The sequence below is a fragment of the Acidovorax benzenivorans genome (assembly GCF_028680575.1).
In the GTDB taxonomy this organism is placed as follows: domain Bacteria; phylum Pseudomonadota; class Gammaproteobacteria; order Burkholderiales; family Burkholderiaceae_C; genus Acidovorax; species Acidovorax benzenivorans.
In genome coordinates this window covers 272,904-292,924 of the sequence record NZ_JAPCKI010000001.1, presented here as the reverse complement: position 1 = coordinate 292,924, position 20,021 = coordinate 272,904, and the positions used below count along the sequence as shown (strand labels likewise).

Genomic DNA, 20,021 nt, shown 5'->3' with positions numbered 1-20,021 from the left:
AAGCTCTCTGTGGCTCGGATTGCGGGCAAGGACCGCAGTTTGTAACGGTGCGCTTTATTTTCTGTAAGGGGTGAAACAGCCGAGCTGCCAGTATCACTTGGACAGGCGTTTGTTTTTTTGCGCAACGTTCCTGATTTCTTGGACGAAAAGTTTTCTCCAGGCCCCTTGCGTATGGTCCTCGACAAGCTGTGGCATCAAACCGAAGGCCAGTGTCCGTTCTCCCCGCACCATGATTCCGCTGTCGCGTTGCATGATGTCTGTGGCCAGCAGTTGATAGCCAGCGCGGGGGGTGATGGAGGCATAACCGGTATAGAAGCGGCGCGATGGCTTGAGGCGATAGATATCATCGCCCATCATGAAGATGCCACCTCGTTTTTTCCAGTTGATTTTTTCGATACCAAATACTTCGTGCATCCAGTCGAACGTGGGTTTTCCGTTTTCATCAAACTCTCCCAGCCGCATGTCCTGGATGAGTGCCCCTCCATTTTTCCAGTAGTTGGTGAGTTTTGATTTGATGCTGACTGGTAGTGCAACCTGATGCGGGACTAGTATTGCATCAAAACCATTGATGAGGGGGTCGTCCTGAAGCAGGTTTATTTCCCCGATCAGTTGAACATCCATATCGGGTTGGCTGTTCAATAGTTTGAAGGATTCAAAAAGTGCATCGCGATGGATATTTCTTCCACCGCTCCGTTCGCCATGCCAGACGTAGAAGTTTGTTGCAGAACCCAGGATACCAATCCTGAATTTCTTTTCTTTTTCAGGCTGTTTTTGGTGTGAAGCCTTGGAGAAAATGGCAGCCAGATTTTTCATGTCAATCGCTGCGGACTCATTTTTTGCAGCTTGCTGTTGCTGGAGTCCACCAATCTCGAAACCAATGACATTGTTCTGAAGGAGTGATTCACTGATTGTCTGGTTGATCACAGGAACCAGATCAAGGGTCTTGTTTTTTCTCTCCCACTGCTCGGCATAGGCACCCACCAGAACTTTTTTGTAGCCCAGAGAGCCCATGTAGTTTGCCAGCGTCGGCAATACGCTGGAATCTGGGACAAGCTGGTAGCCATCGTAAAAATTGTAGTCAATGACGGCGATGTCGATGCAGGGGGCCAGTTTCTCTACAACCCCCGTCGCGTAAATGCCATCATGTGACGTGAATGTTTCTGCAAAATAACCCATGGCCAAGGCACCTTGGTCTCGGATGGCCTCGGCGTAGGCGCATGTGGCATCCTTGAGACGATTTTCTCTGTATTCTTTGTGGGCATACAGAAGAGGTTCTGCATTGGCTAGGCCATTTTTTATTTCGTTGTTGTAATTAATGATGGGTTGTTTTTCTCCATACTTCTGCTTGAAGTCAAGTTGCGTTCTGTCGTTATAGTCACGCCATTGATAGCCTGTCTGTCCATACTTGATTTCGTGCTCCTCCTGAAGGCCGATGGCAAAACCCAATATTTTTCCTTGGTATCGTTTGGAGAAATGAGAAACCGTGTTTGCAATGAATTCTGTAGAGTGTTTTCTGACGGGGCCATCTGAAAAATCGGCTTGTTTTTGATGATTTTCCGAGAAGTTCTTCATCAAATAGTCTTGATACTTCGCGTAAATCCATGTGGGCATGGTGTATTCATCTTTCACCACCTTTCCACTTTCGTTGATATATGGACGGCCACCCATATCTAGCACGAGAATGAGTGACATGCCACTGTTGACAATGTTGTCCAGATATTTGTGGTAATGCGAAAAGTCGTATTGAGATTTTTCTCTTTCTATTTCATTCCAGTTGAGATAGAAGGTGATGTGATTGAATCCCTTCTGTTTCAATTCTTTGGGAAGATTGTTGTTGTTTGAAATGTCCCATGGCATCAAGATGATGCTTGAAACGGGGCTTTCATTGACTGGATTGCTCGCGAAAACGGCAGAAGAAATCAGAAGAGCCGCGATGCAAAGTAATTTTTTCATTGGGTAGGCGGTTTATTGAATTCGAAGCGTTGCTTTAGTTGTATGGCAGCATGCAACTTGACGTGCAGAGGTTTTTGAACCTCGAGCGGTTTTGCACTGTTAGAGAACACAGAAAGAGCGTCTGGCCATCATTGTTTCATGGACTTTGAGAGCCTTTGGCTGGTGAATGCTTGGGCGTCCTCTTGCAACAGGGGGGAGTGCAGTGGCGAACAGCGAACAGCGATCAGCGATCAGCCTTCAAGCCTTTGTTCGCACCAGCGCTGCCAACTGGTGCACATACCTATCCACAATCCCTAGCAGTTCACACTGCCGCACCAGCTGCTCCAGATAGTCCCGGTTGCTGCCAACGCGCCCGCAGGCCTTTGCAATGGTCGCGGCCGTGGCCTGCATCGACAGGTCGCCCCGGTAATGGGTATGGGCCGTGTTGGCCACCAACACCAGTGCCTGCACCTCGCCTTGGGGCGTTGGCAGCGGCAGCAGTTGCGGGCAGTAGGCGCCGGTGATCATCTCGCGCCGCCACAGCAGGCGGGATTCGTCATCCACCAGTGGGGCCGGGATGCGAAATACCAGGCCCTCGCAGTCCTGTGGGTCTGCTTCGCCACGGCGTTGCAGCGTCAGCACCAGGCCTGGGCAATCAGGTGTGCCTCGGCCGATGGTGGTGCTCAGCGCAAAGCGGCGCGCAAAACCGGGCAGGCGGGCGCGGCGCACTTCGTCGAAATGAAAGCCCGGGTTCCACATCAGTGAGCCGTAGGCAAACACCCACAGGGGGTCTTGTTGCGCCCGGAGGGCGGCCAGCACCTCGCTGCGGGAGCGCTCTACCTCGCCGTCAGGCAGGCGCCAGTGGGCGGGCAGGCCCTCGCAGCGCGCCTGGGCGTCCCATTCGGCCAGCACCTCGTCGGTGAGCCGCAGGCCCGAGGCGTGGGCAGGGGTCAGTTGGCCTCGCAGCTCGGGCAGGTGAAGGAATGCGTTGTCGGGTGTCATGCAGTCAGTCTCATCAGCTTAGCGGCGCGCCAGGTCAAACACCAGCACCTCGGCGTCGCTGCCGTTGTGCAGGGTCAGCGTGCTCTCGCCGTCCAGCAAGGCGCCATCGCCGCCGGACAACGCGATGCCATTGACCTGCAGCATGCCCTTGGCCACATGCACATAGGCCAGGCGCTCGGGGTTCAGCACTTGCGTGGCGGTTTCATCGCCATCCAAAAAGCCCGCCCAGATAGAAGCGTCGGCGTTCATGCTCACTGAGCCGTCTTCTCCCTTGCGCGAGGCAATGCGCACCAGGCGGCCTCGGCGGTCTGAGGGCGGGAAGTTTTTTTGCGCGTAGCTGGGGCGGATGCCTGTGAACAGGGGCTTGATCCAGATCTGCAGAAAGTGCGTGGGCTGGTCTGGCAGCGCGTTGAACTCGCTGTGTCGCACGCCCCAGCCCGCGCTCATGCGCTGCACGTCACCAGGGCGCAGGATGCCTGTGGGGGCTTCTGTTGGGTCAGGACTTGGTGGCCCCGATGTTGCGGCGGTGCCGGGCCCTTGCTCGGTGCGTTCGTGCAGGTTGTCCTGGTGGGCCAATGCGCCCGTGAGCACATAACTCACGATTTCCATGTCCCGGTGTCCGTGCGTGCCAAAACCCTGGCCGGGTGCCACGGTGTCATCGTTGAGCACCAGGAGGTTGCCATGGCCCTGGTGGCGCAGGTCAAAGTAGCTGCCAAACGAAAAGCTGTGGGCACTGTGCAACCAGCCGGTGGAGGACAGGCCCCGGTCGCTGGCAGCGCGGACGGTGATCATGGTGCAGATGTCTTGGTGTTGGCTGAAGGCTTTTTGCTGGAAGTCTTTTTTGGTGCTGTCTGTCGCAGACTGGACGATGGCATGTGAGAACTTTAACGGGTGGGGCTGTCTGGATAAACCAGGGAAGCGCAGACGGAGTGTTCTGGAATCGAGACCAATACGGGTCTGCTGAAAATGGTGTACGCGCCCCATCAATCTCGCGGTGTGTAAGCGCGATGCGAGACACTGCCGTGAGCAGTGCATTCCTTCAGGTGAAAGCGTGGTGTGCGAAAGGGCTCAAAACTATCGGCCCGCAAACGACGGGCTTTGGCGCTGGTGAAACGCCTCCACCCCCGCGCGAAAGTCCTCGGTGCCCGCGCAGTGCACAAACGCGTCTTTTTCGGCGGCCAGTTGCTCGGGCAGCGCACGGTCCATCGATGCTCGCATCAGGCGCTTCATGGCGCCGTAGGCCACGGTGGGCCCAGCGGCCAGGCGCTGGGCCAGGGCGGCGGTGGCAGTCTCCAGGTCCGCCGCAGGCACCACGCGGTTGACGATGCCCAGGCGCAGGGCGTCGTCGGCGGCGAAGGCCTCGCCCAGCAGCGCAATCTCCAGCGCCTTGCGCAGGCCCACGATGCGCGGCAGCGCCCATGAGGCGCCCACATCGCAGCTAGTGCCCAGGTTGATATACGCCAGGTTGAAGCGTGCGCTTTCAGCGGCGATCACGTAGTCGGCCATCAGCAGCAGGCTCAGGCCCGCACCGGCAGCGGCGCCGTGCACCTGGGCGATGACGGGTGCGTTCATCTGCGCCAGCAGTGGCAGCGCGGCGTTGAGCGGGGTGAGGATGTCGATGGCGCCCTGCACCGGGTTGGCCCGCAGCGTGGTCAGGTCGCCCCCGGCCATGAAGCCTTTGCCGTTGCCACACAGCACCACGGCGCGCACGCCAGGGTCGGCAGCAACGGTCTGCACGGCTGCGAGGAAGGCGTTGGCCATGGGCACATCGATGGCGTTGAGCGCATCGGGCCGGTTGAAGCGCAGCGTGGCGATGGCGCCGTTGCGTTCCAGCAGCAGGGGGGCGGTAGGGGCGGCGGCGGTAGTTTTCATGTCAAATTGGCCTATAGCGCTTATTGATAAAGCGCTAGTAGCTCCTGTTTTGATAGCGATCTGCGCGGTGAACAATGAGTTCTGGGCTAGTGGTACAGCGCCTCGATCTCGGCCGCGTAGGTCTTGTAGATGCTGGAACGGCGCACCTTCATGGTGGCGGTCACTTCGCCGTCGTCGTGGTCCAGCTCTTTGGTGAGCAGGTGGAACTTGCGGATCTGCGAGACCTGCGCCAGGCGCTGGTTGCCCTGGTTGATTTCGGCATCAATGAGGCCGCGCACCTCCGGGTGCTCCACCAGCGAGCGAAAGTGTGTGAACGGAATGCGCCGCGCCTCGGCCCACTTGCCCACGGTCTCGTAGTCGATCATCACCAGCGCGCCGACAAACTTGCGCGCCTCGGCGACGATGATGCATTCCTTGATGAAGGGGCTGCCCTTCATGGTGTTTTCGATTTCGGACGGTGTGAGGTTCTTGCCGCCGGCCGTGATCATGATGTCTTTCAGGCGGTCCACGATCTGGATCTGACCTTGCGATTCGCGCACCACATCGCCCGTGTGCAGCCAGCCGTCGATGATGCTGCTGGCCGTGGCCTCGGGGTTCTTGTAGTAGCCCGCAAACACCATGTCGCCTTTGATCTGGAGTTCTCCGTTGTCGGCAATGCGGTGCTCCACGCCCAGAGTGGGCGCGCCCACGGTGCCCACCACCACGTGGTCCAGCTGATGGCCCGTGACCATGCCGGTCGATTCGGTCAGGCCATACACCTCGATGAGCGGCACGCCCAGTACGCGGAAAAAGCGCACCACGTCGGGCGGAATGGGCGCAGCGCCCGTAAGCGCTACATGCGCATTGCGCAGGCCGATGAAGTTCTGCAGCGCGCGGAAGATGAGCCAGTAGCTGGCGGCATAAATGAGCTTGTCGGCAGCGCTCCAGGCGCTGCGCGGCTTTTCGGCGAGCGGCTTGCAGGCGTTGTAGGCCTTGTGGAACAGCGCGCGGCGCAGGCCACCCGTTTCCTGCAGCTTGATGTGGATGGCGGCGTGCAGCTTTTCCCAGATGCGTGGCACGCCCAGGAACATGGTGGGCGCGACCTCGCGCAGGTCTTCCTGCACGGTGCGGATGGATTCGCCAAAGTTCACCTGCGAGCCGATGTGCACGGGCACAAACGTGGTCAGCATCTGCTCGGCCACGTGGCACAGCGGCAGGTACGACAGGTGCGTAGTGTCCCGCGAAAGCTCCAGCCGGTCCACGATGCCGGGCACCACGCCCCGGATGTTGCGGTACGAAATCATCGCGCCCTTGGGCTTGCCGGTGGAGCCCGAGGTGTAGATCATCAGGCCCACATCGTCCAGCGTCTGCCGCGCCAGCGCGTCGTCAATGAGCGCCCGCTGGCCAGATGCCGCGCCCAGCTGCTCCACCTCGTCAAACGTGGTGATGAACTGGCGCACCTCGGGCGCAAAGCTGCGCAGTCCCTTGGTCTCCATGACCACGATCTTTTTCAGGCGCGGCAGCTCGGGCAGTGCGGCCAGCAGCTTGTCGGTCTGCTCCTGGTCTTCGCAGACCATGATCTCGATGTCGGCATGGCCCACCACATAGGCCACCTCGTTGGTGGGGCTGGTGGGGTACACGCCCACCGTCACCGCGCCCACCAGGCCCGCGCCCATCTGCGCCAGCACCCATTCGATGCGGTTCTCGGAGATCACGCCCACATGCCCGCCCGCAGGCAGGCCCAGCGCCTTGAGGCCCAGGCCGAAGTGGCTGGCGCGCTGGTGGTACTGCGCCCAGGTGAAGGGCTTCCAGATACCGAAGTCCTTTTGCCGGATGGCGATGCGCTGCGCATCGGTGCGCGCGCGCTCGCGCAGCATCTGGGGCAGGGTGAGGTCAGGGAGAGTCATGACAGCCATCTCTTGCGGCGCTTGTAGTGCTTGATGTCCTTGAAGCTCTTGGCCTCGCCACCACCGCCCATGCCCAGGTAGAACTCGCGCACATCCGGGTCGTTGGCCAGGCGTTCGGCGGTGCCGTCGATCACGATCTTGCCGTTCTCCATGATGTAGCCCCGGTGCGCCACGGCTAGGGCCACGGTGGCGTTCTGCTCCACCAGCAGCATGCTGGTGCCACGCTCGGCATTGATGCGCGCGATGATGGTGAAGATGTCTTCCACCAGCTTGGGGCTCAGGCCCAGCGAGGGTTCGTCGAGCAGGATGAGCTGGGGCTGTGCGATGAGCGCGCGGCCGATGGCCAGCATCTGCTGTTCACCGCCCGACAGGTAGCCTGCCAGGCCCTTGCGCCGCTCATGCAGGCGCGGGAAGTAGCTGTAGACCAGGTCGAAGTCCGGCACGGCACCGCTGCGACCCGTAAGCGCATAGGTCGCGGCCACCAGGTTCTCTTCGACCGTGAGGTCTTCAAACACGCGGCGGCCTTCCATCACGTGGCTCAGGCCATTGCGCACCAGCTGCTGCGGCGCCAGCGCCGCCGTGGGCAGGCCGTTGAAGTGGATGCTGCCGCTCTCCACCACGCCGTCTTCCAGCGCCAGCAGGCCCGAGATGGCCTTGAGCGTGGTGCTTTTGCCCGCCCCGTTGCTGCCCAGCAGCGCCACGATCTGCCCACGCGGCACGGCCAGCGACAGGCCGCGCAGGGCCTGCACCACCTTGTTGTAGATGACCTCGATGTTGTTGACTTCGAGGACGTTGGCCGGGGTTGGCTGGGTCATGGCAACAGCAGGGTCAGAGCTTGATCCAGTCGGACGCGGCGACCATTTTTTGCGCCTTCATGTCGGCGCGATAGACACGGCCCACAGGAATGGAGTTGCCGCTGATGGTGATCGGCACGCCAATTAGCCCGCCGGTGTCGAAGTCCTTGATGCTGTTGAGCGCGGCCTTGAGGTTCTTGCCATCGAGGGGCTTGCCTGCATCCAGCGTGCGCTTGGCCGCTTCGGTGAACAGCATGGCGGCCAGGAAGCCCTGGATGTAGGCCGTGCTCTGGTACTCGGGCCGCAGCGCGCGGATCTTCTCCAGCATGGGCGCCTTCTCGGTGTCGTAGTAGTAGCGGTAGGGCATCACGCCCATGAAGCCGTCGCCGTCCGGGCCCATCTTCATGACGGTGGAGCTGTCCATGGTCCAGAAGGTGCCCATCCATTTGCTGGTCATGCCCTGCTGCTTGCCCTGGGTGATGAACTCGGGGATGGGCGCGAGGATGTAGCCGTGAAAGATGGTGTAGTCAGGGGCTGCGCGGCGCAGCTTGATGACCTCGCCCGACACATCCACGCTGCCGGCGGGCGTCATGATCTTGATGGGCACCGACAGGCCGAGCGCCTTCGCTGCGGCCTCGCTTTTTTCGATGGGGTCGCGGCCGAACTCCGAATCGGAATACACGAATGCCACTTTGGCACCGGGCTTTTCCTTGGCAATGTGCTTGAGCAGGATGCCGAACATCTCGGTGTAGTCGGGGCCGACCAGGAACTGGTTCGGGTACTTGGCAGGGTCGTTCAGCTCTGACGCAAACGAGGCCCCGGCCATCAGCGTGGTGCCCGCGCGGTCCAGCTCGGGGTTGATGGTTTTGGAGAAACCCGTGGAGTCCCCGTAATACAGGTTCACCTTGTTCTGGCTGGTGATCTTCTTGTACGCGGCCACGGACACATCGACCTTGTAGCCTGTGTCTTCGGGCACGTATTTGATCTTGCGGCCCTTGATGCCGCCTGCGTCGTTGAGCATCTTCACGTAGTCGCCAATGCCCGCGTTGATGCCCACGCCCGCAAACGCGAACACGCCGGTGAGCGGGATGGAGCCGCCAATCACGATCTCTTCAGCGCCTTGGGCCAGCACCGAAAGCGGGCTGGCGAGCGCTGCGGCGCCAGCGGCTCCGAGCAGCAAATGGCGGCGCTGGATGGAAGTGTGTTGTGTGTCCACGTTGTCTCCTATGGGTTTAGTTGCGGAAGGGCCAGAGATGGAAGAAACGACGGATGCGCCGCCACACTTCGGCCAGGCCATGGGGCTCGAAGACGAGAAAACCGATGATGAGCAGACCAAAGATCACGGTGCGCACGGGCGAGAGGAACACGGTGAGTTCCGCGCCCCCAGGCAGCAGGCCGACCACGAGCTTGAGCAGCTCGGGCACCATGGTCATGAACACCGCGCCCAGGATGCCGCCCAGGATGGAGCCCATGCCGCCGACGATGATGGCCGCGAGGAAGAAGATGGACATGAGCAGCGGAAAACTCTCGGGCGTGACCACGCGAAAGAAGTACGCCCACAGCCCGCCCGCCACGCCCGCATAGAACGACGACAGCCCAAACGACAGCAGCTTGTAGCGCAGCAGCGGGATGCCCAGCACCTCGGCCGAGATGTCGCGATCACGAATGGCGATAAAGGCGCGGCCCACGCGGGTGCGGAACAGGTTGGCCGCGCCCAGCAGCATGAGGAGGGTCACTGGCACGATGAGCCAGTACAGACGGAACGAGGTCTCCAGCGGCATGCCAAACAGCTTGGCGGGCGGCACGCTCAGGCCACCGGTGCCGCCGGTGAACTTCCAGTTGGCAAAGATGAAGTGCGCGATGAACGATGCAGCGATGGTGGCGATAGCCAGGTACAGCCCTTTGACGCGCAGCGACGGAATGCCCACGATGAGCCCGCCGAGCATGGCGACGAAGCCGCCCGCCAGCAGGTTGAGCACAAAGGGCGTGCCCACTTTGGTTTCCAGCACGGCCACGGTGTATGCCCCCAGGCCCATGAACGCCGCCTGCCCCAGGCTCACGAGGCCTGTGTAGCCCGTGAGGATGTTGAGCCCCGTGGCACTGGCCACGTTGATGCTGACCAGGCAGGCCAGGTACAGCCAGTAGTCGCTGGCCATGAACGGGAACAGCACCAGCAGCGCTGCGCCCACGGCCAGCCACACCTTTTGCGTGCGCGAGTCGAACAGCGCCGCGTCGGCGATGTAGGTTTCCTTGAGGGTTCCGATGCGCATCAGAGTCTCTCTATCTCATGGGTGCCGAACAGGCCATACGGGCGCACCAGTAGCACCGCGACCAGCACGATGAAGGTGGCCAGCAGCTTGTATTCGCCGCCCAGGTAGGCCCCGGCCAGCGCTTCGATGAGGCCGATGAGAATGCCGCCGATGAGCGCGCCCAGCACGCTGTCGAGCCCGCCCACGATGACGACGACCAGCACCGACAGGCCGAACACGCCCATGCTGGACGAGATGCCGCCAATCGATCCGACGATGATCCCGGAGACAGCGGCGATCATGGCCGACACCACCCAGGCCAGCGAGAACACGCGCGGCACGTTGATGCCCACCGAATAGGCCGCAGCCTGATCGCTGGCCGTGGCGCGCAGGGCCACACCGCCGCGCCAGAAGCGGAACACCACCAGCACTGCTGCGATGAACACGATGGCAATCACTGCCCCCCAGAACACCTTGGGCGCGAGGAACGCGTCGCCGACCATGATGGGCTGGCTGGGCATGAAGTCGGGCAGGCGGCGCTGGTCGGCCGTCCAGATCATTTCCACCAAGCCCACGAGCACCGAGGCCAGGCCCACGGTGACCATGAAGACGGAGATGGGTGGCTCGCCCAGCAGCGGTCGGATCATGGTGCGCTCGATCACCGCGCCCAGCAGGCCTGTGCCCAGCACGGCCGCCGGGATGGCCAGCCACAGTGGCAGCGCGAACGTGGCGGCAAAAGTGAAGAACAGGTAGGCGCCCACCATCAGCATTTCGCCAATCGCGATGTTCACCACCCGTGTGGCCTTGTAGACCATGACGAACGCAAGCGCGGCCAGTGCGTAGAGGCCGCCACCCGCGATGCCGGTGAGGCTGATTTCAAACAGGTAGGCCCAATCCATCACGCGGCTCCCTGGGTGTTGGTGGGCTGGCCACCGGCCCGCAGCCGTGCGCGCAGATCCCCCACATCGCCCGCACCCAAGTAGGCGCGGATGACCTCGGGGTTGGCCTGTACGGTGGCAGGCGTGCCCTGGGCGATGACTTGACCGAAGTTGAGCACCACCACGTGGTCCGACAGGTCCATCACCATGCCCATGTCGTGCTCCACCATGAGCACCGTCACGCCCCACTCCTCGCGCACGTCGAGGATGAAACGTGCCATGTCCTCGGTCTCTTCGCGGTTCATCCCGGCCACGGGTTCGTCCAGCATCAGGATCTGCGGCTGCATGGCCAGCGCGCGGGCCATCTCCACGCGCTTTTGCAGGCCGTAGGGCAGGGCCGAGACGGGCGCGTGGCGGATGTGGTCGATTTCGAGGAAGTCGATGATGCGCTCCTCGATGTCGCGGCGCAGCTCGGCCTCTTCGCGGCGCGCGCGGCCCAGGTAGAACAGGGCGTCGAGCACGTTGGTTTTGAGGTGCGCGTGGCGGCCCAGCTTGATGTTGTCGAGCACCGTCATGCCGCGAAACAGCGCAATGTTCTGAAAGCTGCGGCCCAGGCCCAGCTTGGCGCGCTGCGGCGCCGGGATGCGCGTGATGTCCTGCCCCTGAAACCGGATGGAGCCCTGGCTGGGCCGGTAAAAGCCCGAGATGGTGTTGAACAGCGAGGTCTTGCCCGCACCGTTGGGCCCGATGACGGCGGTGATGGAGCCGGGCGACACGTCAAACCCCACGCCGGTGAGCGCCTTGACGCCGCCAAACGCCAGGGTCACGCCCTGCACCTGGAGCAGGGGCGTGGCAGCAGCGGGGCCGGAAAGGGTTGTCTCCATTGGTTTTCTAATACGGGTTGACTGCAGCTTTTGGCAGAAATTTCTCTCGGACCCGACAGAAATTTCCTACTTGTGCGTAAACTGTTTACTCGCAAGTAGATTCTGGAAGCCGCGACCCTCATCAGCATCCGTACTTTCCCGAGGAACTGCCATCCATGCCCCACGCCAAAGTGGCACCCCGCCGCCGCAGCGCTACCTCCACCGCCGCAGCGCCGTCTGTTTCACCCGCTGCCAAGCAGGCCAAGCCGGTCAAAACGCCCAAAAAGGCTCAGCAGGCCAAGGCCGTACCTGCGCCTGCCCAGGCCGCAGCGGCGTCCCCCTGGCCCCCGGTGTCGCACCGCGAGCGCCAGCGCGAGGCCAAGCGCAACGCCGTGCTGCAGGCTGCGGCCCAGCTGTTCAATGAACGCGGCTTTCACGCCACGTCGCTCGACGACATTGCCGCGCGCCTGAACGTGACCAAGCCCACGCTGTACTACTACGTGAAGAACAAGGACGAGATCCTGCTGCAGTGCGTGAGCAAGGGGCTGGAAATGATGCTGGAGGGCATCGATGCCTCGCGCGCCGCGGGCGGCAAGGCCATCGACCAGCTCATGACCTGCATGCAGGTGTACGCGCGCATCGTCACGCAGGACTTCGGCATGTGCCTGATCCGTGTGGGCGATGAGCAGCTGCCGCCCGAGAGCCGCAAGGAGCTGCGGCGCCTGAAGTCCGCCATCGACCAGGAGTTCCGCCGCCTGGTGGCCGAAGGCGTAGCCGAGGGATCGCTACAGCCCTGCGACCCGAAGATGACGGCGTTTGTGATTGCTGGCGCGCTGAGCTGGATTGGCCGCTGGTACCAGCCGGGCGGCGAATACACGCCTGAGCAGGTGGCGCAGCAGTGCATTGCGACGCTGTGTGATGGGGTGTTGCGGCGCTCTGTGCACAACACATCGCTGGACGCTGCCGCCGTGCCCGCCCCCAAACGCAGGGCGGTGAGCGGCAAAGCCAAGTCATCAGCCCGGCCCAGCGGGGGGTAATGCGCCTTGTCAGGCCAGAATTTAAGCCAAATTGGCCTGTAGCGCTTGATGGATAAGCGATGGCAGCTATTGATTTGGTAGCGTCTTGCGTGAAGCCCTGGGGGCAGGGTGTTCCGCCTGCCCCGCCGCCAGGTCGTCCAGGATCGGGCAGTCCGGCCGGTCGTTGCCCTGGCAGCAGGACACCAGCGTTTGCAGGCTGCGCTGCATGGCCTGCATCTGCGCGATGCGTTCGCTCAGGTTGTCGATGTGCTGCTGCGCGATGCGCTTGACCTGGCTGCTGGCGCGGCTGTGGTCGTGCCACAGGCCCAGCAGTTCGGCGATTTCTTCCATCGAGAAGCCCAGGTCGCGGCTGCGGCGGATGAAGTGCAGGGCGTGCACGTCGGCCTCGGTGTACTGGCGGTAGCCGCTGTCGGTGCGCGCCACGCCGCTGATGAGGCCCAGCGATTCGTAATGCCGCACCATGCGCGCCGAGATGCCCGCACGCTGGGCGGCGACGCCGATGGGCACGGGCCAGGATGTGGCGCGGGGCATCGCAGTGGTCCTGGCGCTCGAGCTGCCTTGGGCGGGGGGGGGCGCCGTGGTGTGCGTGGGGTGGGGCGTGGTCATGGGGTGGCCCTCGCTGGGTGAATGGTTGCGCAGCGCTCAGGCCGCGACCGTGTAGCCTTCTTCGGCAATGGCGGCGGCCAAGGCCTCGCGTGGCGCGGTGCTGTCTACATCCACCTTGCCGCTGGCGCGGTCGATGCGCACCTGGGCGTTGGGGTCGACCTGTTGCACCGCCTGGGTGACGGCGCGTTCGCAGTGGCCGCAGGTCATGCCTTGAACTTGGAACGTAGTGGTGGTTGTCATCGGGTGTCCTTGGGTTGGTTTTCAAGAGGGTCGTTGTATTGACCGAAATGAATGATGAAGCTTGACATCGTGGCAGAGTCAAACGTTGTTCAAGACACTCATGATGTGAGGGTTGATCAATGTCAATGCTTGACCTTGCCATCACGTCAAGGATCACTATCCCCGCCATGAACACCATCACTACAACCCCCAACACCCCGCCCGAGTCCGTTCACTCGTTGGACCTGGGCATTTCTGGCATGACCTGCGCAAGCTGCGTGGGCCGCGTGGAGCGTGCGCTGCGCAAGGTGCCGGGTGTGCAGGAAGCCTCGGTCAACCTGGCCACCGAGTCCGCCCGCATTGCCTTTGCCACGCAGGTCGGCTCCGACGCTGCCGCCATGGAGGCTTTGCTGCGCCGTGCGGTGCGCAACGCGGGCTACGAGCCGCGAGCGGCGGGGCAGGAGGATGCACCGGAGGACCTCTCGCCCTGGGCGGGGTTCCTGCCTGTGGGCATTGGCCTGCTGCTGTCGGCGCCGCTGGTGCTGCCGATGATCGGTGACCTGTTTGGCCAACACTGGATGCTGCCGGCCTGGGTGCAGTTTGTGTTGGCCACGCCGGTGCAATTCATCCTGGGTGCGCGCTTTTACAAGGCGGGCTGGCACGCGCTCAAGGCGCTGTCGGGCAACATGGATTTACTGGTTTCCATGGGCACGAGTGCAGGTTGGGGCCTGTCGATGTGGCTGTGGCTGACCGCGCACGAAGGACACGCGCCGCATCTGTACTTTGAGGCGTCGGCCGTGGTGGTCACGCTGGTGCTGCTGGGCAAGTGGCTGGAGGCGCGGGCCAAGCGGCAGACCACGGCAGCCATCCGCGCGCTGCATGCGCTGCGGCCGGATGTGGTGCATTTGCTCTCCAAGTCTGGCGAGGTGGATGTGCCGGTGTCTGAGGTGCTGGTGGGCGACCAGCTGGTGGTGCGGCCCGGCGAGCGCATTCCGGTGGATGGCACGGTGCACGAGGGCCACACGCAGGTGGATGAATCCATGCTGACGGGCGAGCCCTTGCCGGTGGCCCGCGATGTGGGCGCGGCGCTGACGGGCGGCTCAATCAACGGTGACGGCCGCATTGTGATGGCCGTGACGGCCGTGGGGGCCGAGACGGTGCTGGCCCAGATCATCCGGCTGGTGGAAGACGCGCAGGCGGCCAAGGCGCCCATCCAGCGGCTGGTGGACCAGGTGTCGGCCGTCTTTGTGCCCGTGGTGCTGGTGGTGGCGGTGGTCACGCTGCTGGGTTGGCTGTGGATGGGCGTGGGCATGGAGGCCGCACTGATTCACGCCGTGGCGGTGATGGTGATTGCCTGCCCCTGTGCGCTGGGCCTGGCCACACCGGCGGCCATCATGGCGGGCACGGGCGTGGCGGCCAAGAACGGCATCTTGATCAAGGACGTGCAGGCGCTGGAGCTGGCCCACAAGGTGGACACGGTGGCCTTTGACAAGACCGGCACGCTGACCGTGGGCCAGCCCCGGCTGACCGCGTTCGAGGTGGTGCCCGGCCTTCATGAAGCCGCCGTGATGGCGGCCGTGGCGGCGGTGCAAAGCGGCAGCGAACACCCGCTGGCCCGCGCGGTGGTGGCGGCGGCGGGCGAGCGGCAGATCAGCGTGGCCACCGCACAGGACGTGCGCGCCGTGCCCGGGCGCGGCACCGAGGGGGAGGTGGACGGCCAGAGCTACCTGGTGGGTAGCCTGCGCTGGATGCAGGAGCTGGGTGTGCCCCTGGGCCCGCTGGCCGAGCGTGCCGATGCTTTGCAACGTGAAGGCGCCACCGTGTCGGCCGTGGCTCAGCGTGTCACTGAAGGGCTGGCGCTGCGCGCGCTGATGGCCTTTGGCGACGAACCCAAGCCCGGCGCGCGCGAGGCGCTGGCGGCGCTGAAGGCGCGTGGCATCCGCACCGTGATGATCTCGGGCGACAACCGGGGCGCTGCCGAGGCCATGGCCCGGCGCCTGGGGCTGGACTCCGACGCAGGCGAGGTGATGGCCGAGGTATTGCCGGGTGACAAGGCCGCCAAGGTGGCTGCGTTGCAACAGGGGCCGGACGGCAAGCGCCATCAAGTGGCGATGGTGGGCGACGGCGTTAACGATGCCCCCGCGCTCGCGGCGGCGGATGTGGGCATGGCCATGGGCAACGGCACGGACGTGGCCATGCACGCGGCTGGCATCACGCTGATGCGGGGCGACCCGATGCTGGTGGCGGCGGCGCTGGATATTTCGCGCCGCACGGTGATGAAGATCCGCCAAAACCTGTTCTGGGCATTTGCGTACAACGTGGCGGGTATCCCGCTGGCGGCCCTGGGCTTTCTGAGCCCCGTGGTGGCGGGGGCGGCGATGGCGCTCAGTTCGGTCAGCGTGATGGCGAACGCCCTCTTACTCAAGCGGTGGCGCATGTGATAAATACGTACGGCTCGGTCATCGATGTCTGGCAAACTGCAACGATTTGTTGCGAATCCGTGGCCTCGGGGGAGGTGCGGTGACCGCATCGGCATAGTTATACCAAGGACGACAGATCATGAATCTTTTCTCGCTCATGCGGCAGTTCACCATACGTTTGCGCATGCTGGGTGCCATTGGCGTGGTGCTGGGACTGCTGGGGCTGCTGGGGGGCGCGGGCATGCTGGGCATGTTCCGCATCCATGCGATGAGCCAGGACTTCATGGACCACTCGTTTGCCAAGGTGGGCTACATGGCCGAGTTGCGGGGCGAGATGGGCGCCATCCGCCAGTTCGAGAAGGACATGATCATCGGTTACGAGAAGCCCGAAGCCGTGAAGGCCGCACATGCCAAATGGCTGGAGAGCCAGGACAAGGCCAAGAAGACGGCAAACAAGTTTCTGGACGGTGAAGAAGACTCTGACAACCCCGTGGTGCGCAACATCGTCAAGCGCCTGGACAGCTACCGCGAGCTGTTTGCGCACGTGGCGCGCCAGCTGGAGGCCAGTGGTTACGACACGGCCACCATTGCCAACCGCATGAGCGGCAAGGCCGTGGCCGAGTTTGCCGAGGCCGACAAGCTGATGACTGAACTGGACAGCGTGTTGCATGCCGAGGTCGCCAAGTCGGTGGAGCAGCAGGGCCTGGTGTCCGACCAGACCAAGTGGCTGTTTGTGCTGGCCGTGCTGATCACGGTGGTGGTGGTGGTGCCCACCACGCTGATGAACATGAACTCTATCTGCCGCCCGCTGGAAGATGCACGCAAGATGGCGCAGGCCATTGCCGGGGGCGACCTGTCGCAGCACATTGCCGCCGAGGGCAAGGACGAAGTGGCCGACCTGCAGCGCGCATTGCGCGACATGCAGCAAGGCCTGGGCTCGCTGGTGGCGCAGGTGCGTGATGCCAGCGGCAACATCGCCACGGCCAGCCAGGAGATCGCCACGGGCAACCAGGACCTGTCGCACCGCACCGAGCAGACGGCCAGCAATGCGCAGGAGGCCGTGTCTTCGCTGTCGCAGCTCACATCCACCGTGCAGCAGACGGCATCGTCCTCGCAGATGGCCAACCAGCTGGCGGCGTCGGCGTCGCAGATGGCCACGCACGGCGGTGGCGTGGTGCAGCAGGCCGTGGCCAGCATGCACGAGATCTCGACATCGAGCCGCAAGATCGGCGACATCATTGGCCTGATCGACTCCATCGCCTTCCAGACCAACATCCTGGCGCTGAACGCGGCCGTGGAAGCGGCCCGCGCGGGCGAACAGGGCCGGGGCTTTGCCGTGGTGGCGAGCGAGGTGCGCAGCCTGGCGCAGCGTAGCGCGGCGGCGGCTAGCGACATCAAGGGCCTGATTCAGAGCAGCGTGACGGCGGTGGACGGCGGCGTGCGCCATGTGGAAGAAGCGGGCACGGCCATGAAGGACATCGTGAGCAGCGTGCAGCGCGTGGGCGACATCATTGGTGAGATCACGGCGGCAGCCTCCGAGCAGTCGGCCGGCATTGGCCAGGTGAACAGCTCGGTGGGCGAGATCGACCGCATGACGCAGCAGAACGCCGCGCTGGTGGAAGAGTCCGCCGCTGCGGCCGAGTCGCTGCGCGAGCAGGCCGCGCGCTTGTCGCAGGTGGTGCAGCAGTTCCGGTTGGCCAACGATCAGCATGCCGTCGGCGTGCGGCAGACGGTCGCCCTGCAGCACGGTACATCCATGGCGCTGGCTGCTCCATCTATCCAGGGTGTCGACCTTGATTCGGCCATCAAGGCCCATGCGCAGTGGCGCACCAAGTTGCGCGACGCCGCCAAGAAGCATCAGCAGCTTGATGCCGACACGATCAGGCGCGATGACTGCTGCGAGCTGGGCCGTTGGCTGCATGGCAAGGGACAGGGGTCTTATGGCGCTGTGCCAGCCTTCCAGTCGCTGGTGGACAAGCATCGCGAGTTCCACGAAGTGGCGGGCGCTATTGCTCAAACCATTAACCGGGGAAATTATGCGGACGCCGAGCAGGCATTGGCTGGCAACACCCCGTTCTCGCAGGCATCCAGCGCGGTCGGGGCTGCCATCATCCAGCTGCGCAGCAGCCTTTGAGGGACCGAGTATCCGGGCCGCCGCTGATAGGTCGGATGATCCTGGCTTCAGGTGAGTGAGTTCAGGTGAGTGAGGCGTCTTGTGGCTCGGGGCGTGGGTAGCCCTTGTATCTCTTGATCTGTGTCAGGCCGTATAGGCGCACATCGTGGCAATCTTGGAACCCCGTATCACCCTGGGGAGTGCGCCATGCCGTCGATCTGTCTGCGAACCATTCGCGAGGAGCATGCGTCACTCGCGGCGGTGCTGCACTCGCTGCGCCTGATGCTGGACCAGGGCCCGGGCGACGAGCCCGCTGCGTTCTTTGATGTGATGCGGGCCATGCTGTTCTACATCGACGAGTTTCCTGAGCGCCAGCACCACCCCAAGGAGTCGCAGTGGCTGTTCCCCAAGGTGGCCGAGCGTTCATCCCAGGCGGCCGAAGTCATCGCGCAGCTGGATCGCGACCATGATGGTGGCGAAGCAGCAGTGCGCGAGTTGCAGCACCTGCTGCTGGGCTGGGAGCTGATGGGCGATGCGCGCCGCGAAGCGTTTGCATTGGCGCTGGAGCGCTACATCCGCTTTTACCTGGAGCACATGCGCCTGGAAGAAACCGTGGTGCTGCCCGCCGCCCAGGAGACCCTGCTGCCAGACGACTGGGCTGCCATCGACGCGGCGTTTGCCAGCAATACCAACCCACTGGCCCCTGGCAAGCCGCGCGATGCGGCGTATGACCGTTTGTTCACCCGCATCGTGATGCGGGCGCCGAGCCCGATCGGGCTCGGTTGACAACCCCCTGAGGCGCTGCGCGCCTTCCCCCTTCTCTCGAATCGCTGCGCGATTCGGGAAGTGGGACGCCGCCAGCGCGGCGGCCCTGGCCTGGGGCGCGCCGGTATCCACCGTTGTGGAGCAGATCCGCAGCGGGGGGGTGTTCAGCTCGCCTGCAGCGCCGGGTAGTCCGTGTACCCCTCCGCACCGCCGCCGTACAGCGTGGCCCGGTTCACTTCGTTGAGCGGGGCGTTGGCTTTCAGGCGCGCCACCAGGTCGGGGTTGGCGATGAAGGGGCGGCCAAAGGCCACGATGTCGGCGCCGTTGGCCAGGGCCGCATCGGCCAGTTCGCGGGTGTAGGCGTTGTTGACCATCCACGCGCCCTTGCCACCGGCTGCGCGGTAGGCGGCCTTGAGGGCGGCGTAGTCAAACGGGCGGCCTTCGACTTCGCGCGGGCCGCCGGTGGCGCCTTCGATGACGTGGATGTAGGCCAGGCCCAGGGGCGCGAGCTGGCGCACCACGTGGTCAAACAGCGGCTGGGGGTCGGTGTCCACGATGTCGTTGGCGGGCGTGACGGGCGACAGGCGGATGCCGGTGCGGCCGCCGCCGATTTCTTCGACGATGGCGCGGGTCACTTCCAGCAGCAGGCGGGCGCGGTTGGCAATGCTGCCGCCGTAGTCGTCGGTGCGCTGGTTGGCTCCGGTCTTGAGGAACTGGTCGATCAGGTAGCCGTTGGCGGCGTGGATCTCCACACCGTCAAAGCCCGAGGCAATGGCATTGCGCGCGGCGTGGCGGTAGTCCTGCACGATGCCGGGGATCTCTTCGGCGTCGAGCGCGCGCGGCTGCGAGGTCTCGGTGAACGTGGGCACGCCGTCCTTGATCAGCACGGTCTTGGTGTGGGCGCGGATGGCCGAGGGGGCCACGGGGTGGGCGTTGCCCGGCTGCAGGTCGGTGTGCGACACGCGGCCCACGTGCCACAGCTGCACCACGATCTTGCCGCCCTCTGCATGCACGGCGTGGGTCACTTTCTTCCAGCCGTCGAGTTGTTCGGTGCCGTACAGGCCGGGCACGTCGGCATAGCCCTGGGCTTGCGGGCTGATGGCCGTGGCCTCGGAGATGATGAGACCGGCGCTGGCGCGCTGCGCGTAGTAGGTGGCGACCAGGTCGGTGGGGATGGCCTCGGGCGAGCGGTTGCGCGTGAGCGGTGCCATGGCGATGCGGTTGGCCAGCTGGAGGTCGCCCGCGCGGGTGGTTTCAAACAAAGAGGTCATGGTGAGGGTGTCCTGAAGAGGTACGTGCAAACAAAGCAGCCTTCCAGCTTAATGCTGCGGCGCAAAACGTGCAGCACACCCGCGTCTACAAAGGCTAAGGTTTTGTGTTAGCTC

17 protein-coding genes and 1 pseudogene are annotated in these 20,021 nt (G+C 63.5%); 5 read left to right on the top strand and 13 right to left on the bottom strand.

All coding sequences use genetic code 11. The features are described 5' to 3' along the window. Positions 1 to 93: 93 nt before the first annotated feature. The 10 genes from OIN59_RS01390 to OIN59_RS01345 form a co-directional block, all read right to left on the bottom strand. On the bottom strand, positions 94 to 1,953 hold the full coding sequence (locus OIN59_RS01390) for a beta-galactosidase (RefSeq protein WP_274106355.1): 1,860 nt from the start codon (positions 1,951 to 1,953) through the stop codon (positions 94 to 96). Between the two features lie 237 nt (positions 1,954 to 2,190). Beyond that, on the bottom strand, positions 2,191 to 2,934 hold the full coding sequence (locus tag OIN59_RS01385; protein WP_274106353.1) for a gamma-glutamylcyclotransferase: 744 nt from the start codon (positions 2,932 to 2,934) through the stop codon (positions 2,191 to 2,193). An 18-nt stretch (positions 2,935 to 2,952) separates the two neighbouring features. Then, on the bottom strand, positions 2,953 to 3,726 hold the full coding sequence (locus OIN59_RS01380) for a pirin family protein (RefSeq protein ID WP_274106352.1): 774 nt from the start codon (positions 3,724 to 3,726) through the stop codon (positions 2,953 to 2,955). A 282-nt stretch (positions 3,727 to 4,008) separates the two neighbouring features. Beyond that, the gene (locus tag OIN59_RS01375) at positions 4,009 to 4,806 is read right to left on the bottom strand and encodes an enoyl-CoA hydratase/isomerase family protein (protein WP_274106350.1); all 798 of its coding nucleotides are present in this window, start codon (positions 4,804 to 4,806) and stop codon (positions 4,009 to 4,011) included. Positions 4,807 to 4,892: 86 nt separating this feature from the next. Then, entirely contained in the window at positions 4,893 to 6,692 is a 1,800-nt protein-coding gene (locus OIN59_RS01370) for an AMP-dependent synthetase/ligase (protein ID WP_274106348.1), read from the bottom strand. After that, positions 6,689 to 7,507, bottom strand: coding sequence for an ABC transporter ATP-binding protein (locus tag OIN59_RS01365; RefSeq protein ID WP_274106346.1), 819 nt, complete (start codon positions 7,505 to 7,507; stop codon positions 6,689 to 6,691). The genes OIN59_RS01370 and OIN59_RS01365 overlap by 4 nt, the downstream gene beginning before the upstream one ends. Before the next feature lie 13 nt (positions 7,508 to 7,520). Further along, positions 7,521 to 8,702, bottom strand: coding sequence for an ABC transporter substrate-binding protein (locus OIN59_RS01360; protein WP_274106344.1), 1,182 nt, complete (start codon positions 8,700 to 8,702; stop codon positions 7,521 to 7,523). 16 nt (positions 8,703 to 8,718) lie between these two features. Next, on the bottom strand, positions 8,719 to 9,756 hold the full coding sequence (locus OIN59_RS01355; protein WP_274106342.1) for a branched-chain amino acid ABC transporter permease: 1,038 nt from the start codon (positions 9,754 to 9,756) through the stop codon (positions 8,719 to 8,721). Next, complete coding sequence (locus tag OIN59_RS01350) at positions 9,756 to 10,634, bottom strand: branched-chain amino acid ABC transporter permease (RefSeq protein WP_274106340.1); 879 nt, start codon at positions 10,632 to 10,634, stop codon at positions 9,756 to 9,758. The genes OIN59_RS01355 and OIN59_RS01350 overlap by 1 nt, the downstream gene beginning before the upstream one ends. After that, positions 10,634 to 11,497: an ABC transporter ATP-binding protein gene (locus OIN59_RS01345; protein ID WP_274106338.1), complete on the bottom strand. Its 864-nt coding sequence runs from the start codon at positions 11,495 to 11,497 to the stop codon at positions 10,634 to 10,636. Before OIN59_RS01345 ends, OIN59_RS01350 begins: the two co-directional genes overlap by 1 nt. A gap of 155 nt (positions 11,498 to 11,652) precedes the next feature. Between OIN59_RS01345 and OIN59_RS01340 the strand changes: the two genes are divergently transcribed. Further along, the gene (locus tag OIN59_RS01340) at positions 11,653 to 12,513 is read left to right on the top strand and encodes a TetR/AcrR family transcriptional regulator (RefSeq protein ID WP_274106336.1); all 861 of its coding nucleotides are present in this window, start codon (positions 11,653 to 11,655) and stop codon (positions 12,511 to 12,513) included. A gap of 66 nt (positions 12,514 to 12,579) precedes the next feature. Here the strand turns inward: OIN59_RS01340 and cueR are convergent, their stop codons facing one another. Then, a complete protein-coding gene (cueR, locus tag OIN59_RS01335; RefSeq protein ID WP_274107153.1) occupies positions 12,580 to 13,044 on the bottom strand; it encodes a Cu(I)-responsive transcriptional regulator in 465 nt (154 codons plus the stop codon). Between the two features lie 111 nt (positions 13,045 to 13,155). Continuing rightward, the gene (locus OIN59_RS01330) at positions 13,156 to 13,359 is read right to left on the bottom strand and encodes a heavy-metal-associated domain-containing protein (protein WP_057227851.1); all 204 of its coding nucleotides are present in this window, start codon (positions 13,357 to 13,359) and stop codon (positions 13,156 to 13,158) included. A gap of 167 nt (positions 13,360 to 13,526) precedes the next feature. On the opposite strand from OIN59_RS01330, the gene OIN59_RS01325 reads away from it, so the two are divergent. The 4 genes and pseudogenes from OIN59_RS01325 to OIN59_RS01310 all read left to right on the top strand — a co-directional run bounded on the left by OIN59_RS01325 (position 13,527) and on the right by OIN59_RS01310 (position 18,657). Next, positions 13,527 to 15,779: a heavy metal translocating P-type ATPase gene (locus OIN59_RS01325; RefSeq protein WP_274106332.1), complete on the top strand. Its 2,253-nt coding sequence runs from the start codon at positions 13,527 to 13,529 to the stop codon at positions 15,777 to 15,779. Between the two features lie 118 nt (positions 15,780 to 15,897). Beyond that, positions 15,898 to 17,460, top strand: a pseudogene (locus tag OIN59_RS01320) (methyl-accepting chemotaxis protein); the annotation flags it as partial. Positions 17,461 to 17,514: 54 nt separating this feature from the next. Continuing rightward, on the top strand, positions 17,515 to 17,892 hold the full coding sequence (locus OIN59_RS01315) for a CZB domain-containing protein (RefSeq protein WP_274107151.1): 378 nt from the start codon (positions 17,515 to 17,517) through the stop codon (positions 17,890 to 17,892). A gap of 186 nt (positions 17,893 to 18,078) precedes the next feature. Further along, positions 18,079 to 18,657, top strand: coding sequence for a hemerythrin domain-containing protein (locus OIN59_RS01310; protein WP_274106330.1), 579 nt, complete (start codon positions 18,079 to 18,081; stop codon positions 18,655 to 18,657). Between the two features lie 143 nt (positions 18,658 to 18,800). On the opposite strand, the gene OIN59_RS01305 is transcribed toward OIN59_RS01310, so the two are convergent. After that, positions 18,801 to 19,907, bottom strand: coding sequence for an alkene reductase (locus OIN59_RS01305; protein ID WP_274106328.1), 1,107 nt, complete (start codon positions 19,905 to 19,907; stop codon positions 18,801 to 18,803). Positions 19,908 to 20,021 lie beyond the last annotated feature (114 nt).